This is a genomic window from Microbacterium sp. CGR1, from assembly GCF_051062835.1.
GTDB lineage: Bacteria > Actinomycetota > Actinomycetes > Actinomycetales > Microbacteriaceae > Microbacterium.
Genome location: NZ_JAOTPG010000001.1, coordinates 849692 through 863381, shown reverse-complemented (window position 1 = coordinate 863381; position 13690 = coordinate 849692). Strand labels below are relative to the sequence as shown.

Here is a 13690-nt window from a genome sequence, read left to right as displayed (position 1 = left end):
TCACATGGTTCCCGACGAGCAGTCCATCCCTCGCCCCGAGGTGCCCTCGCTGGGTGACCCCGATCTGCCGCAGGAGGGCGAGATCAACATCGCCGACCGTCCGCAGAGCAACACGATGACCGGACCGCAGAACGAGGTCATCGAGTCGCAGTTCCCGAACCAGATGCACGCGCCGGCGACCGACATCAGCACGCAGCCGTTCTTCTGGTCCTCGTTCAACATCTCCCCCCGCCGTGTGCAGCGCGGCGGCTGGGCACGGGAACTGACGAAGCAGGACTTCCACATCTCGGACGAGATCGCCGGAGTGAACATGTACCTCGAGCCCGGCGGCATCCGCGAGCTGCATTGGCACCAGACCGCCGAGTGGGCGGTCATGACCCGGGGTAAGGCACGGGTCACGACTCTCAGCCGCTCGGGCCTTCCCGCGGTGGAAGACGTGGAGGAAGGTGACCTGTGGTTCTTCCCCGCCGGCACCCCGCACTCCCTGCAGGGCCTCGGCCCGGACGGCGCCGAGTTCGTGCTCGCGTTCGACGACGGCGACCAGTCGGAGTCGAACACGCTGCTGCTGACAGACTGGTTCGCCCACACCCCGCCCGAGGTGCTCGCGAAGAACTTCGGTGTCGCGCAGTCGGTCTTCTCCGACATCCCGCTGCACAACCTCTGGATCTTCCCCGGGGAAGAACCGCCTGCGCTCGACGTCGACCAGGCCGCCGCGGGCGTGGAATGGGGCATGGAGCCCGTCATCTTCCGCCTGTCGCGGTCGAAGCCTCTGTACGAGAACTCCGGCGGATCCATTCAGATCGCCGACTCGACCAACTACGCGTACTCGAGCACGGTCGCCGCCGCACTCGTCACCGTCGAGCCCGGATCCATGCGCGAACTGCACTGGCACCCGAACGCCGACGAGTGGCAGTACTACCTGCGCGGCTCAGCGCGCATGACCGTCTTCAACACCGGCCCCCATGCGAACACGACCGACTTCCGCGCGGGCGACGTCGGCGTCGTGCGCAAGAACCTCGGCCACTACATCGAGAACACCGGCGACGACGTGCTGCAGTTCCTCGAGGTGTTCCGCACCGACAGGTACGAGGAGATCTCGCTCGCGAACTGGCTCGCGCACGTGCCACCGCAGCTCGTCGCCGCGCACCTGAACATCGACCCCGCGGTGCTGGCGACCTTCCCCCGAGGCGCACAGGGCATCACCCCGCTGCGCTGATCAGAGCGGCGCGACCTCGGCCAGGTAGCGGTGGATGAGGGTGACCGCCATCGCGCCTTCGCCGACCGCCGATGCGACGCGCTTGACGGAGTTGGCCCGGACGTCGCCGGCGGCGAAGACCCCGGGAACAGACGTCTCGAGGTAGTGGGGCGCGCGCTCGAGGGGCCATCGATCCAGGTCGCCGGGGGAGAGGTCGATGCCGGTGAGCACGAAACCGCGCCTGTCGAGCCGCACATCGGTGGTCTGCGCCCATTCGGTGTTGGGCGCTCCGCCGATGCAGACGAACAGGTGGGTGGCCGGCACCCGCGTGGTGGCACCGGCCTGGTCGAGGGTGATCTCGCGCAGGTGGTCGTCTCCGTCGACGGCCACGACCCGGGTATTCACGAGGATGGTGACATTCGGCTGTACGGCGAGTCGGTTGAGCAGGTACGCCGACATGGTGGCGGAGAGCGACGGCCCGCGCACGAGCACTGTGACGTGCGCGGCGTGCGCGGCGAGATTCATCGCGGCCTGCCCGGCGGAGTTCGCGCCGCCGACCACGTAGACGCGAAGACCGATGCAGGCGGAGGCCTCGCTGGTGCCGGCGCCGTAGTAGACGCCCGCGCCCTCGAGATCGTGCGCGCGAGCCAGGTCGAGTCGGCGCCACTGCACCCCCGTCGCGCACAGGGCGGCGTGTGCGTGGATCTCGGAGCCGTCGGCCAGTCGGGCCCGCACGTCGTGGTCGGTGAACGTGCGGTCGACCCCGTGACGCATGAGCACGAGGTCGGCACCGAACGAGACCGCCTGCCGGCGTGCACGTTCGGCGAGCTCTGCCCCGGAGATTCCGCCGGGAAAGCCGAGATAGTTCTCGATCAGGCTGCTGAAGCCCGCCTGTCCGCCCACGGCGTCGCGTTCGACGACCGCGACGGAGAGACCCTCCGACGCCGCGTAGACCGCGGCCGAGAGTCCGGCAGGACCTGCACCGTGGATGATCAGGTCGTACGTCGACCGGGACGGCGGATTGACCCAGCCCAGCGCCGCCGCGACCTGCTCAGGGGTCGGGTCCTCGAGGATGGCGCCGTCTGACAGGATCACGAGAGGCAGAGCCCTGCCGACGAGGTCGACGCCTGCCGCAGACGCGGATCCCGGCGGCACCACGATCGAGAGGAACGGGACCTCGCTGCGGGTCAGATAGTCGCGCAGGGCGTAGGCATCCGGGCCATCGGCATCCGCGACGACGCGGAGAGGCTGCTTGTCGTCTGCGGGCGCGATCATGCGTTCCCGGCGAGCTGCTCTTCCCAGTCCGCCGGCACCCGCTCAGCGGGTCCGGGGGTGGTCTGTGTCAGCGGGTGGCTCCGCGGGGGAGCCAGAGCGGGACCGTCGAAGGCGGTCTCGGTGCCGAAGTCCCAGAACCAGTCCTCGCCGGGCTCGAAGCTCTGGATGACTCGATGGCCGCTCGTGTGCGCGTGCGTGGTCCCATGCTTGTGCAAGGAGTCATCGCAGCATCCGATGTGTCCGCAGAAGGCGCACCGACGCAGATGCAGCCACCAGGAGCCGATCTTCTCGCAGTCCGCGCACCCGGGTCCGGATGGGGGGACGTCCGCACGGATGAAGTCGCTGGCGTCGCTCATGAGCGATCCTCCTGTCGTCGGTGTGTGCTGTCGAGGTCATGATGTCCGGTTTCCTCGTCGTGCTCAAGGGTGCCCGGTGCGACCGGTCTTTTCCTCCGACAGTCGTCGAAGCGCGGCTCGCTGTCATCCTCTAGGTTCGAGAACGTGAGCAGCTCTCCCTCCCGCCGCGTCCCCATCGAGTCGCAGAAAGTCGACGCGCCTCTGACCTCCAGCGCGACCTTCCTGGTACTCGAGGTCGGCCCCGGCACGGACGCGGCCGGTACGGCGCGAGACGTCATCAGCGGCATCGACGACATCGTCAAGAACGTCGGCTTCCGCGACCTCGACGCCGAGCTGTCGTGCACCGTCGGCATCGCATCATCGCTCTGGTCGAGGCTCACGGCCCGGAAGGCTCCGGCCGAGCTGCACCCGTTCGTGACGGTCGGAGGCGCGGTGCACACGGCGCCGAGCACCCCCGGCGACCTGCTGTTCCACATCCGCGCGAACCGTCGGGATCTCGTGTTCGAGTTCGAGCGCCAGCTTCTCGGTGCGCTCGGCGATGCCGTGACGGTGATCGACGAGACCACGGGGTTCCGCTACTTCGACGTCCGCGACCTGCTCGGCTTCGTCGACGGCACCGCGAATCCGGTCGGGAACGCCGTGGCCGATTCGACTCTCGTGGGCGCGGAGGACGGCGACAACGTCGGGGGCAGCTACGTCGTGATCCAGAAGTACCTGCACGACCTCGGTCAGTGGCAGACGCTGACGACCGAGCAGCAGGAGAGCATCATCGGTCGCAAGAAGGCGGACAACATCGAGTTGGACGATGCCGATGTCGGTCAGAAATCGCACAAGACCCTCGCCACCATCGTCGTGGACGGAGTCGAGCACGACATCCTGCGCGACAACATGCCGTTCGGGAGCCCGGGGTCGTCGTCGTTCGGCACCTACTTCATCGGCTACTCCCGGTACCTGTGGGTCATCGAGAAGATGCTCGAGAAGATGTTCATCGGTGACCCGCCCGGCGCGTACGACCGGCTGCTGGACTTCTCATCGGCGACGACCGGCTGCACCTTCTTCGCGCCGTCGGCGGACTTCCTCGCGGGGCTCGCCGACGAGCAGCTGCCCGTTATTTCACCGGGTGCTCACTAGCGCGGATCGGGTGACCACTGCAGCCGGGTGAGACCGCCGATCGTGAGTGTGCGCTCGGCGGTCGACCGCAGATACGTCAGCAGAGTGTGACCGCACCCTCGACAGAGCAGGATGACGCCCGCCGCATCCAGCTCGGCGATCGCATCCGCCAACGCGGCCTCGTGCTCGCAGTGTGCGCAGGCGGCACGGGCGCCTGTCATGTCTCGGCCGAAGATCTCGAGCAGGAGCCCGCCGGCGGCATTGCCGTCGACCCTCTCGCGATGGCCGGGGTGGGCAGAGTCCATCAGGCACCTCCGAAGCGCTCGGTACGGATGCGGTCGGGGGAGTGCCCCGCCGTGACGAGCAGATCTGCGACCGCTTCGACGAAACCGGTCGGCCCGCAGACGAAGACCGAGGGATGCTCCGTGGGAGCGATCGTCGAGGCGGCGATCGTGGCGGCGTCCACTCGTCCGGCGGGCCTCGGGAAGCCGTCGGGAGTCGCTCGGGTATAGGCCCAGTCGAGGAGGAAGGCGTCGTCGACGAGGCCCTGCAGCTCGTCGGCGTAGAACGCGTCGTCGCTCGATCGCACCGAGTACAGCATCCGCATCGGTGCGGGGCTGCCGGAGCGGGCGTGCACCCGGGCCATCGCGAGCAGCGGCACGATGCCGGATCCGCCGGCGATCAGCTGCACGGGTTCGGTGTGGTCGGGAGTCCAGACGAAGTACCCGCCGATCGGACCGCGGACCTCGAGCTCGTCGCCGGGCCGGACGTCTTCGACGAGATAGGGGGAGACCTCTCCGTCGGGCACCTCGTCGACCGCCAGTTCGAGCAGCGCGGCGTCGCCGGAGGAGGCGAGTGAATACGACCGGACCGCCTGGTATCCGTCATCCGCGGTCAGGCGCACGTCGACGTGCTGACCGGCGAGATTGCCCGGCCAGCCGTCGACCCGCAGCTCGAGCACCCGACCGTGCGGCGTGGCCGGTCGTGCCGCGACGACTGTGGCGACGAGCCACAGCGGTGCGGAGGTCACCAGTACCGCTCCTCTTTCCAGGGGTCGCCGTACATGTTGTAGCCGTTCTGCTCCCAGAAGCCGGGTTCGTCCTTCTCGAGCAGATCCAGGCCGTGCACCCATTTCGCCGACTTCCAGAAGTAGAGATGCGGCACCAGCAGTCGGGCAGGGCCTCCGTGCTCGGCTGCGAGGGGCTGGCCGTCGAACTCGAACGCGACCCATGCCTTGCCGCCGGTGAGGTCGGCTCGGGGGACGTTCGTCGTGTAGCCGCCGTAGGAGAAGACCCGGGTGTAATCGCCTCCGCCGGCGTCCGCCAGGAGGTGATCGAGAGACACCCCTCGCCACCGCGTGCCGAGCTTCGACCAGCGGGTCACGCAATGGATGTCGGTGGTGACGTCGTCGATGGGGAGCGCCTGCAGCTGTTCCCATGACCAGGTGCGGCGGATGCCGTCGAGGCCGACGACCGCGAACTCCCAGGTGTCCGTCGCGACACGCGGGGTCGGCCCGGCCGACAGGACCGGGAAGTCCTCCGTCAGGTACTGGCCGGGCGGGAGGCGGTCGTCCGATTCGCGTCGCCGTGCACCGAATCCGCGGGAGATCACACCCATGCTCGTCCTCTTTCGTCGGTCGAACCCATTCCACCCGATCGCGCAGCCACGGCCCTGCTGCACATGTCGAAGCCTGGTGCGCGTATCGCCCTGAGTCTATGGCCGACAGGGTCAGATTGTTATGTGCCTTTTTTACTCATAAACGTGAACTTCGTGCTAGCTTCACTCGTAAAACAGTCGACAGAGCCACGGAGTCACATTGCTGAGTAATTCTGGCGTTTCCGCTGATTCCGGCACCAGTGCCGACATCCCTCCGACCCCCGATCAGCTGGCGCGCGACAACATGCCGCTCGCCACGTTCCTCGCGGTCGAGAAGGCACGCTCGGCCACCCACGTCGATCTCGACGATCTCCTGTCCGCTGCGCGGTTGGGCCTTGCCCGGGCGGCGATGTCGTACGACGCATCCCGGGGCATCCCGTTCGGGGCGTTCGCGAGCAGTCAGATCAACTGGGCGATGCTGTCGGAGATGCGCCGAGCCGACCCTGCGGGGGAACGGGGCCGCGACAAGATCGAACGCCTGCGGGTCGCCGCCGAGACGGTGCTCGCCCGCACAGGGCGCGCCGCGAGCATCGCCGAACTGTCGAGGGAATCCGGGCTCGACGTCGAGGCCGTCTCGGAGATGATGCAGCTCGACGAGATGGTGCGCACCGCCATCAGCTTCGACGAGCACTTCGATGTCGAGACAGGTCGCCAGGCGGTCGATCTCACCGACAGCGTGATCCTCCCCGAGCACGCGGTCGAGCAGTCCGAGACACGCACGATGGTGAACCGCGTGGTCGATGCTCTTCCTGCGGCGATGCAGCAGGTCGTGCGCGGCATCTACCTCGAGGACCGCATGGTCAAGGACATCGCCGAGGAGCTCGCGGTCAGCCACGCCTATGTGTCGAAGCTGCGCTCCCGCGGCCTCGTCCTCATGCGCGAGGCCATGGAGGCCTGGGAGAACGGCACGACGGGTGACCGCTCCACCAAGGCGAAGACCGAGTTCTTCGAGGCGTTGTTCGGCCCCGCCCGCGTCGACACGCGCGACCGATCGGGTGAACTCCTCGTCGCGATCTGAGGCGATGTCAGAATCTTCGCGATCGGTGGTTACGCCGACGTCGCATGTCGCGAATATCGGTTGTGCAGGTCCACGGATGGACCCGCATTCAGTCCCATAACCACGGAGGAACACTCATGGGTCTTCAGATCGCAACCAACGTCGGTGCACTCAACGCGTACCGCAACCTGTCCGTCAACCAGAACGACGTCTCGAAGTCGCTCGAGAAGCTCTCGAGCGGTCTGCGCATCAACCGCGCAGCAGATGACGCCGCCGGCCTCGCCATCTCCGAGGGCCTGCGTTCGCAGGTCAACGGCCTGAACGTCGCAGCCCGCAACGCTCAGGACGGCATCTCGGTCATCCAGACCGCAGAAGGCGCCCTGACCGAGGTCCACTCGATCCTGCAGCGTGTCCGCGACCTCGCGGTCCAGGCGGGTTCCGACTCGAACAACGCCGATTCGCGTGATGCCATCAAGACCGAGATCAACACGCTCGGCGAGGAGCTGACCCGCGTCGCAGCCAGCACGAACTTCAACGGGATCAAGCTGCTCGACAGCGCGAGCACGCTGACGTTCCAGGTGGGCGCAGGCTCCGAGGCCGCCGAGGACCAGATCGCTGTCACCCTCACCAACTTCTCGGGTCTGGGTGCCACGATCAGCGGCCTGACCGTCGATTCCGCCGCAACCGCTCTCGCGTCGATCGCGACGATCGACACGCAGATCACCGGCGTCTCGACGGCTCGCGCCGGTCTCGGTGCGGTGCAGAACCGCTTCGAGTCGACGATCAACTCGCTGCAGGTCTCGGCCGAGAACCTCGCTGCGGCCAAGAGCCGCATCGCGGACACCGACATGGCCGCCGAGATGGTCAAGTACACCGCCTCGAACATCCTGCAGCAGGCCGGTACCGCCATGCTCGCGCAGGCGAACCAGTCGGGCCAGGGCGTCCTGCAGCTTCTCCGTTGAGTCGCTGCGCCTGAGGCGCATCGGGCGCCCGGGCGGATTCATCTCCGCTCGGGCGCCTTCCTGTAGGACACCCTTGACCGCATCGCACGGAAGACGACCGGGATGAAACTCGACGGACTCGTATCAGGGCTCAAGACGGAAGAGCTCATCAAGGCGCTGATGGATGTCTCGGCCATTCCGAAGACGTTGATCACGAACAAGATCGCGGACCGCAACTCGATCATCACGAACCTCCAGTCGCTGAACACCACACTGCAGGAGCTCGTGGCGAAGTCCAAGACCGCCGCCGGTCCGACGTCGCTGGCGTCGTTCACCGCGACGTCTTCCTCCGACACCGTCACTGTCACCGCAGGGGCTAAGGCCACCGCGTTCTCCACGGCGATCGTCGTCGACGCCGTCGCCACCGCGCACTCGGTCGTGACCGCCGCGGGCGGATCGACGGCGTGGGGCGGCACGTTCACCCTCGTCGGATCCGACGGAGAATCCGTGGAGGTGACCCCGCTCGGCACGGGGCCGCAGGATCTCGCCAAGGCCATCAACGCCTCGAAGGCCGGCGTGAGTGCCACCGTGGTCCCCGCGGGCACGGATGCCGACGGCAAGCCGCTCTCGCGCATCCAGCTCACCTCGATCGAGACGGGAACCACCGGCGGCTTCACCGTGCACAGGGGCACGGCCGCCGACGTCGCCTCCGGAACCGCTGCGGATCTCGGCGCCGAGCCGGGCGCCGCGATCATCACGCAGGGCGCCGACGCTCGCATCCGCCTCTTCGCCGGCACCGCCGCGGAGCAGACGCTGAACAGCGCCAGCAACACGATCAGCGTCGGGGAGGGCATCGAGGTCACCGTCACGACCGCGAGTGCCGATCCTGTGACGGTGACCGTGGCACGGGATGCGAAGAAGCAGACCACGACGGCCGAGGCCTTCGTCAAGGAGATCGCCGCACTCCTGACCCGCATCGACAAGGGATCGACGGCGACGGTCGGAGGAGTCGGCGAGACGACCACCCTGGGTGTGTTCACGGGCGACAGCACCGTCCGCAACCTCCGTGGCGCACTCACGAGTGCGATGCAGCATCCGGTCGACGGCGTCTCGCCCTCGACGATCGGCATCGCGATCAGCGACAAGGGAGTGCTCTCCTTCGACGCCGAGAAGTTCGCCAAGGCGCTCGCTGAGGATCCTGAGAAGACGCAGGAGCTGTTCTCGTCCATCGCGGGACGCGTGGAGGGCGTGACGAATCAGTACTCCGACAAGTACGACGGACTCCTCACCCAGCGGATCACCGGTCAGGAGAGCGAGGTCAAGACGCTCAAGACCCAGGTCGAGCGCTGGGACATCCGGCTCGAGCAGCGACAGGCCACGCTCGAGCGCACCTACGCGCAGCTCGAGGTCCAGCTCTCGAAGCTGCAGTCGCAGTCCTCGTGGCTCACCTCTCAGCTCGCCGGTCTCTCCTCGTCGTCGGATTCCTGACGCCTCCGGCATTCACACCCGTCTTCCTGACCCCGCACCGCATCGGAGCTCGCACACATGGCACTCACCTCCCTCGACCGGGCCAAGCAGCAGTACCTCGAGCAGCAGGTGGCATCGGCCACCCCCGAGCGTCTGCTCACCCTGCTCTACGATCGCCTCCTGGTGGACATCGACCGCGCGGCGTCCGCGCAGGATGCCGAGGACTGGCCGGGCGCCGGCACGCATCTGACGCACGCGCAGTGGATCGTGGCCGAGCTCAACGGCTCGCTCACCGATGTCTGGGACGGCGCGGAGGAGCTGCGCGGCGTATACACGTACCTCACCGCCCGCCTGATCACCGCGAACATCTCGCGGGACCGCGCCGCGACAGCGGAATGCCGGGAACTCGTCGCGCCGCTGCGCGACGCCTGGCACGCGGCAGCCGAGATCACGACCGCTTCCGCGCCACGCGCCTCGGCTCTGGGCTGAGACAGACGTGCCCGATAATCTGACCGAGTGGCTCGCGGTGCTCGAGCAGTTCGAGCGCGCGCTCGACGCCGCAGACGAGACGCTCGACCCCCGGGCCTTCGAGCCGCCGTCCGGGCCGATCCCTGACGAGCTCAGGGCGCGCGCCGAAGCGGTGCTCACCCGACAGCAGCTCATGATCGGCGGACTCACGGCGTCGCGCGCCCACGTGGCCCGCGAGATCGCTGCACTGCGCCGCGTCCCCAGCGCACGACAGGACGCCCCCATCTACCTCGACGTCCAAGGGTGAGCACTCGGGGTTACGGCGAGCGCGGACTGTCGCGATAGTCCACACAGAGCACGGATCGCTCGACGATTGGCCAAGGATCGGCCTCTCCACCAATATCCGGAGTGCCCCCGTGCTCGAATCCGTCACCTCCTCCGCGCTGATCAGCGCTCTCGACGGTCTGGCGTTGCGCCAACGCTCGATCGCCGAGAACATCGCCAACGTCAACACCCCCGACTACCAGGCGCAGCGCGTCCGGTTCGAGGACGAGCTGCGATCCGCCGTCGAGAACGGCTCCGGCACCGTCGCAGCCACCGTCGAGCGGTCGCTCGAGCCCACCCGGCTGAACGGCAACAACGTCAACCTCGACACCGAGACGCTGTCGAACATCGACACGGTGCTGCGATTCCAGTTCGCCAGCCAGGCGATCGGCGGTCAAGCCGCATCGATCACCAAGGCGATCGGTCAGGCCTCCGCATGACCTTCGACGCCATCGGCATCGCCGGCACGGGCCTGACTGCGCACCGCAAGTGGCTCGATGCGCTCAGCGACAACATCGCCAACGTCAACACCGCCACTCCCGCAGGCCAGGAGGCCTTCCGCGAGAAGTTCGTCACCGTGCAGGCGGGCACCGACAGCCCCGGGGTCTACGTCGCGGGCGTCGTCGAGTCGGACGCCGAGGGCAAGCTCGTCTACGACCCCGAGCACCCGTACGCGAACGAGGACGGATACGTGCAGTACCCCAACGTCGAGCTCGGCGACCAGATGAGCATGCTCATCCTCGCCCAGCGTGGATACGAGGCGAACGCCGCGGTCGTCGACCGCGCCAAGACGACCTATGAGGCCGCGCTGCAGATCGGACGCAACTGATGAGCGGCGCTGTCGAGGCGGTCTCCGCCGCGGGTGTCACCCCGCTTGCACCCCTCAGCTTCGAGACCGGTCCTGAAGCCACCGGTGCGTCGTCGGCGGGCGCGTTCGCGACCTCCCTCACGGGTGCCGTCGAGAACCTCCAGCAGCTGCAGTCGACGTCGAACGGGCTGGCCGTCCAGGCCGTCACGGGCGACCTGCAGGACATCCACCAGGCGATGATCGCCTCGAGTCGGGCCTCGGTGACGCTCGATCTGGTGGTCGCCGTCCGTGATCGCAGCGTGTCGGCGTTCAACGAGATCATGAGGATGCAGGCCTGATGCCGAAGATGCTCACGGGATACTACGACCGCGCGAAGCAGGTCGTCGGGGGATTCTCGCTCGCCCAGCGCACGATCGCCATCATCGGCCTGGCCCTGCTCGTCATGGGCGCCATCGCTCTGGGATCATGGCTGACCAAGCCGCAGATGAGTCCGCTGTTCACCGGGCTGAGTGCGGGGGATGCCTCGGCTGTCGTCGAGCAGCTGAAGTCCGCCGGCGTCGGCTACGAACTCACAGAGGGCGGCGCCACCATCCTCGTACCGGACGACCAGGTGTACGCGCAGCGGCTCGCTGCGGCATCCGCCGGTCTTCCCGGTGACACCAGCGAGGGATACACGCTGCTCGACAAGATGGGCGTGACCGCGAGCGAGTTCCAGCAGTCGGTCACCTACAAGCGGGCGATCGAGGGGGAGCTTGCGGGCACGATCGGCGCGATGGAGGGAATCTCCACCGCATCCGTGCAGTTGGCGATCCCCGAAGAGAGCGTCTTCGTGTCGGAGCGGCAGAGCCCCACCGCATCGGTCTTCGTGAAGACCCGCAGCGGGGCGACTCTCAGCGACGAGAAGATCGAGGCGATCGTGCACCTGACCAGCGCCGCGGTGCCGGGCATGACGCCCGAGGATGTCGCGGTCACCGACCAGGACGGCAGGGTGCTCTCCGCCGTCGGCACGGGGCTCACGGGCTCGTCGTCGAAGCAGGCGACCGAGCACGAGGCGAAGGTCGCCGCATCCGTCAGCAAGATGCTCGAGACCATCGTGGGTCCGGGGAACGCGACGGTCACGGTGTCGGCCGATGTCGCGAACTCGACCTCTGAGCGCATGGACGAGACGTACTCCGCGCCCGAGGGAGACCTGAGCGCGTCGGAGCAGACCAAGACCGAGACGTACACCGGCGGTCAGGGCGGGGGCACCGGAGTGCTCGGACCCGACAACATCGCGGTGCCCAACGGTGCCGACGGGAACGGCGCCTACGAGTTCGAGGAGACCTCGCGCAGCAACGCCGTGAACAAGTCGACCGAGAAGACGATCACCCCGGCCGGTGAAGTGACCCGACAGACGGTCAGCATCGCGCTGAACCGTGGAACGGTCACGGGCGTGACCGCGAACCAGATCGAGTCGCTCGTCGCATCGGCCGCCGGGATCGACGTCGAACGCGGCGACGAGATCGCGGTCGAGTTCGTCGAGTTCAGCGAGACCGGAGCCACAGCTGCGCAGACCGCTCTCGCGGCTGCGGAGGCCGAGCGCGACTCGCAGTTCCAGCAGGAGCTGCTGAAGTCGGCGATCATCGGCGGCTCTGTGCTTCTCGCCGTGATCATCCTGATCGTCTTCCTGGTCGTGCGTCGTCGGATGAAGCGCCGTGTGCTGTACACGGACGAAGGTCCGATCGAGTACTTCGCCACGGTCACGGAGAGCGAGGAGCAGAAGCTCAAGTCGCTCCGCGGGCTGAAGGATGCCGATGCGATCGTGCCGACGGCACCGACGAAGCTGCTTCCGTCGGCGATGGTCGACCTCGACGACGAGCCGGAGCCGGACAAGGTGCTCGTCGAGCGTCGGCGGCGCGAGATCGACGATCTTGCCAAGCGCGAGCCCGACGCGATCGCCACCGCCCTGGCCGACCTGATGGATGAGGCGAGGGTATGAGCCTGCTCACGGATGTGCTGGACGCTCAGGCCGACACGGTCGAGGTGTCGACCGCCGCCGTCGCCGCTGCCGCACCGGTTGCCGAGATGAGCGGCCTGCGCAAGGCCGCGATCGTGCTGATGAACATGGACCGCGCCGCCAGCGCTGAGGTGCTGCGTCATCTCGGCGAGGAGCGCGCCGAGATGCTGGCCGCGGAACTCACCCAGCTCGGCGGGGTGGACGTCGCCTCGACCGCGCGCGCACTCGGTGAGTTCCGCCGCATCGCCATCGGCGGAGCGGTGCCGTCCCGCGGCGGGCAGGAGTTCGCGACCGGCCTGCTGGAGACCGCCTTCGGGCGTGAGAAGGCCGTCGGGATGGTCGGACGCGTGATGTCCCAGGGGTCGGTCTCGTTCGACTTCCTGAACGCCGCTGACCCCGCACAGCTCGCCACGATCATCGAGGGCGAGCTCCCGACCACGGTCGCGGTCGTGCTGGCGAACCTTCGCGCCGATCGTGCGGCGGCAGTTCTCGCCGCCCTGCAGGATCCGCTGCGCACCGACGTCGCCCAGGCGATCGCCACGATGGGCACGGCCACGCAGGAGGCGATCTCGATCGTCGCCGACTCGCTGCGTTCGCGCACCGGTGTGTTCGCCATGCGCGACAACCACGAGTCGATCGGGGGCGTGCAGCCCCTGGTCGAGATCATCAACCGCTCGGACACCGCACTCGAGAAGTCTCTGCTCGCGAGCCTCGAGGGGCGGGACCTGGCACTGGCTGAGGACATCCGCAGCCGCATGGTGACGTTCGCCGACATCGCCCGCCTCGAGGATCGCGATGCCCAGCGAGTGCTGCGCGGCATCGACCTGCGCATGCTCGCGCTCGCTCTGAAGGGCGCGGACGAGCAGATCACCGACAAGGTGAAGGGCAATATGACCGAGCGCAACCAGGAGAACCTGGCGGAGGAGACGCGCGTGCTGGGCCCTGTGCGGATGCGTCAGGTCGACGAGGCCCGCGCCGAGATCGTACGCATCATCCGCGAGCTCGAAGCCGCGGAGGAGATCACGATCTCACGCGAGGACGAGGATGAGCTCATCGAGTGAGCCCGCGCACCCGCGTGATTCGGTGCACATGGTTAC

The 13690-nt window shown here is 67.7% G+C and carries 17 protein-coding genes; 12 read left to right on the top strand and 5 right to left on the bottom strand.

Annotation, left to right across the window (positions count from 1 at the left end; all coding sequences use genetic code 11):
• Positions 1–4 precede the first annotated feature (4 nt).
• Entirely contained in the window at positions 5–1216 is a 1212-nt protein-coding gene (locus OD997_RS04200; RefSeq protein WP_434330486.1) for a cupin domain-containing protein, read from the top strand.
• Here OD997_RS04200 and OD997_RS04195 read toward each other — a convergent pair whose 3' ends face one another.
• Together OD997_RS04195 and OD997_RS04190 are read right to left on the bottom strand one after the other, a co-directional pair.
• Positions 1217–2470: an FAD-dependent oxidoreductase gene (locus tag OD997_RS04195; RefSeq protein ID WP_434330485.1), complete on the bottom strand. Its 1254-nt coding sequence runs from the start codon at positions 2468–2470 to the stop codon at positions 1217–1219.
• Positions 2467–2826, bottom strand: a complete 360-nt coding sequence (locus OD997_RS04190; protein WP_434330484.1) for a UBP-type zinc finger domain-containing protein — start codon at positions 2824–2826, stop codon at positions 2467–2469. The genes OD997_RS04195 and OD997_RS04190 overlap by 4 nt, the downstream gene beginning before the upstream one ends.
• A 144-nt stretch (positions 2827–2970) precedes the next feature.
• Between OD997_RS04190 and OD997_RS04185 the strand changes: the two genes are divergently transcribed.
• Positions 2971–3957, top strand: a complete 987-nt coding sequence (locus OD997_RS04185) for a Dyp-type peroxidase (RefSeq protein WP_434330483.1) — start codon at positions 2971–2973, stop codon at positions 3955–3957.
• On the opposite strand, the gene OD997_RS04180 is transcribed toward OD997_RS04185, so the two are convergent.
• The 3 genes from OD997_RS04180 to OD997_RS04170 are packed head-to-tail and all read right to left on the bottom strand — an operon-like array spanning position 3954 to position 5553.
• A complete protein-coding gene (locus OD997_RS04180; RefSeq protein WP_434330482.1) occupies positions 3954–4241 on the bottom strand; it encodes a DUF6510 family protein in 288 nt (95 codons plus the stop codon). The two genes, OD997_RS04185 and OD997_RS04180, sit on opposite strands and share 4 nt — an antisense overlap.
• Complete coding sequence (locus tag OD997_RS04175) at positions 4241–4966, bottom strand: ferredoxin reductase (protein ID WP_434330481.1); 726 nt, start codon at positions 4964–4966, stop codon at positions 4241–4243. Before OD997_RS04175 ends, OD997_RS04180 begins: the two co-directional genes overlap by 1 nt.
• The gene (locus tag OD997_RS04170) at positions 4963–5553 is read right to left on the bottom strand and encodes a sulfite oxidase-like oxidoreductase (protein ID WP_434330480.1); all 591 of its coding nucleotides are present in this window, start codon (positions 5551–5553) and stop codon (positions 4963–4965) included. Before OD997_RS04170 ends, OD997_RS04175 begins: the two co-directional genes overlap by 4 nt.
• Before the next feature lie 199 nt (positions 5554–5752).
• On the opposite strand from OD997_RS04170, the gene OD997_RS04165 reads away from it, so the two are divergent.
• From OD997_RS04165 to fliG, 10 genes are all read left to right on the top strand, one after another.
• A complete protein-coding gene (locus OD997_RS04165; protein WP_434330478.1) occupies positions 5753–6610 on the top strand; it encodes a sigma-70 family RNA polymerase sigma factor in 858 nt (285 codons plus the stop codon).
• 116 nt (positions 6611–6726) lie between these two features.
• Positions 6727–7551 (top strand): flagellin, encoded by an 825-nt coding sequence (locus OD997_RS04160; protein WP_311244215.1) that lies wholly within the window; start codon positions 6727–6729, stop codon positions 7549–7551.
• 102 nt (positions 7552–7653) lie between these two features.
• The gene (gene fliD, locus OD997_RS04155; RefSeq protein WP_434330476.1) at positions 7654–9018 is read left to right on the top strand and encodes a flagellar filament capping protein FliD; all 1365 of its coding nucleotides are present in this window, start codon (positions 7654–7656) and stop codon (positions 9016–9018) included.
• Positions 9019–9075: 57 nt separating this feature from the next.
• Positions 9076–9486 (top strand): flagellar export chaperone FliS, encoded by a 411-nt coding sequence (fliS, locus tag OD997_RS04150; RefSeq protein WP_434330475.1) that lies wholly within the window; start codon positions 9076–9078, stop codon positions 9484–9486.
• Positions 9487–9493: 7 nt separating this feature from the next.
• On the top strand, positions 9494–9772 hold the full coding sequence (locus tag OD997_RS04145; protein WP_434330474.1) for a hypothetical protein: 279 nt from the start codon (positions 9494–9496) through the stop codon (positions 9770–9772).
• A 109-nt stretch (positions 9773–9881) separates the two neighbouring features.
• Complete coding sequence (locus OD997_RS04140; protein WP_434330473.1) at positions 9882–10229, top strand: flagellar basal body rod protein FlgB; 348 nt, start codon at positions 9882–9884, stop codon at positions 10227–10229.
• Positions 10226–10618: a flagellar basal body rod protein FlgC gene (gene flgC / locus OD997_RS04135; protein WP_056307381.1), complete on the top strand. Its 393-nt coding sequence runs from the start codon at positions 10226–10228 to the stop codon at positions 10616–10618. Before OD997_RS04140 ends, flgC begins: the two co-directional genes overlap by 4 nt.
• The gene (fliE, locus tag OD997_RS04130) at positions 10618–10935 is read left to right on the top strand and encodes a flagellar hook-basal body complex protein FliE (protein ID WP_434330472.1); all 318 of its coding nucleotides are present in this window, start codon (positions 10618–10620) and stop codon (positions 10933–10935) included. Before flgC ends, fliE begins: the two co-directional genes overlap by 1 nt.
• Positions 10935–12575: a flagellar basal-body MS-ring/collar protein FliF gene (gene fliF / locus OD997_RS04125; protein ID WP_434330471.1), complete on the top strand. Its 1641-nt coding sequence runs from the start codon at positions 10935–10937 to the stop codon at positions 12573–12575. Before fliE ends, fliF begins: the two co-directional genes overlap by 1 nt.
• Positions 12572–13654 carry a flagellar motor switch protein FliG gene (fliG, locus tag OD997_RS04120; protein ID WP_434330470.1) on the top strand — a complete coding sequence of 361 codons (1083 nt, stop codon included), beginning with the start codon at positions 12572–12574 and terminating at the stop codon, positions 13652–13654. Before fliF ends, fliG begins: the two co-directional genes overlap by 4 nt.
• The last annotated feature ends 36 nt before the right edge of the window (positions 13655–13690 follow it).

Bases quoted from the DNA above. Each gene is read 5' to 3' on its own strand.
- OD997_RS04200 (WP_434330486.1), top strand. From the start codon at position 5: ATGGTTCCCGACGAGCAGTCCATCCCTCGCCCCGAGGTGCCCTCGCTG.
- OD997_RS04195 (WP_434330485.1), bottom strand. From the start codon at position 2,470: ATGATCGCGCCCGCAGACGACAAGCAGCCTCTCCGCGTCGTCGCGGAT.
- OD997_RS04190 (WP_434330484.1), bottom strand. From the start codon at position 2,826: ATGAGCGACGCCAGCGACTTCATCCGTGCGGACGTCCCCCCATCCGGA.
- OD997_RS04180 (WP_434330482.1), bottom strand. From the start codon at position 4,241: ATGGACTCTGCCCACCCCGGCCATCGCGAGAGGGTCGACGGCAATGCC.
- OD997_RS04170 (WP_434330480.1), bottom strand. From the start codon at position 5,553: ATGGGTGTGATCTCCCGCGGATTCGGTGCACGGCGACGCGAATCGGAC.
- OD997_RS04160 (WP_311244215.1), top strand. From the start codon at position 6,727: ATGGGTCTTCAGATCGCAACCAACGTCGGTGCACTCAACGCGTACCGC.
- fliD (WP_434330476.1), top strand. From the start codon at position 7,654: ATGAAACTCGACGGACTCGTATCAGGGCTCAAGACGGAAGAGCTCATC.
- fliS (WP_434330475.1), top strand. From the start codon at position 9,076: ATGGCACTCACCTCCCTCGACCGGGCCAAGCAGCAGTACCTCGAGCAG.
- flgC (WP_056307381.1), top strand. From the start codon at position 10,226: ATGACCTTCGACGCCATCGGCATCGCCGGCACGGGCCTGACTGCGCAC.
- fliE (WP_434330472.1), top strand. From the start codon at position 10,618: ATGAGCGGCGCTGTCGAGGCGGTCTCCGCCGCGGGTGTCACCCCGCTT.
- fliF (WP_434330471.1), top strand. From the start codon at position 10,935: ATGCCGAAGATGCTCACGGGATACTACGACCGCGCGAAGCAGGTCGTC.
- fliG (WP_434330470.1), top strand. From the start codon at position 12,572: ATGAGCCTGCTCACGGATGTGCTGGACGCTCAGGCCGACACGGTCGAG.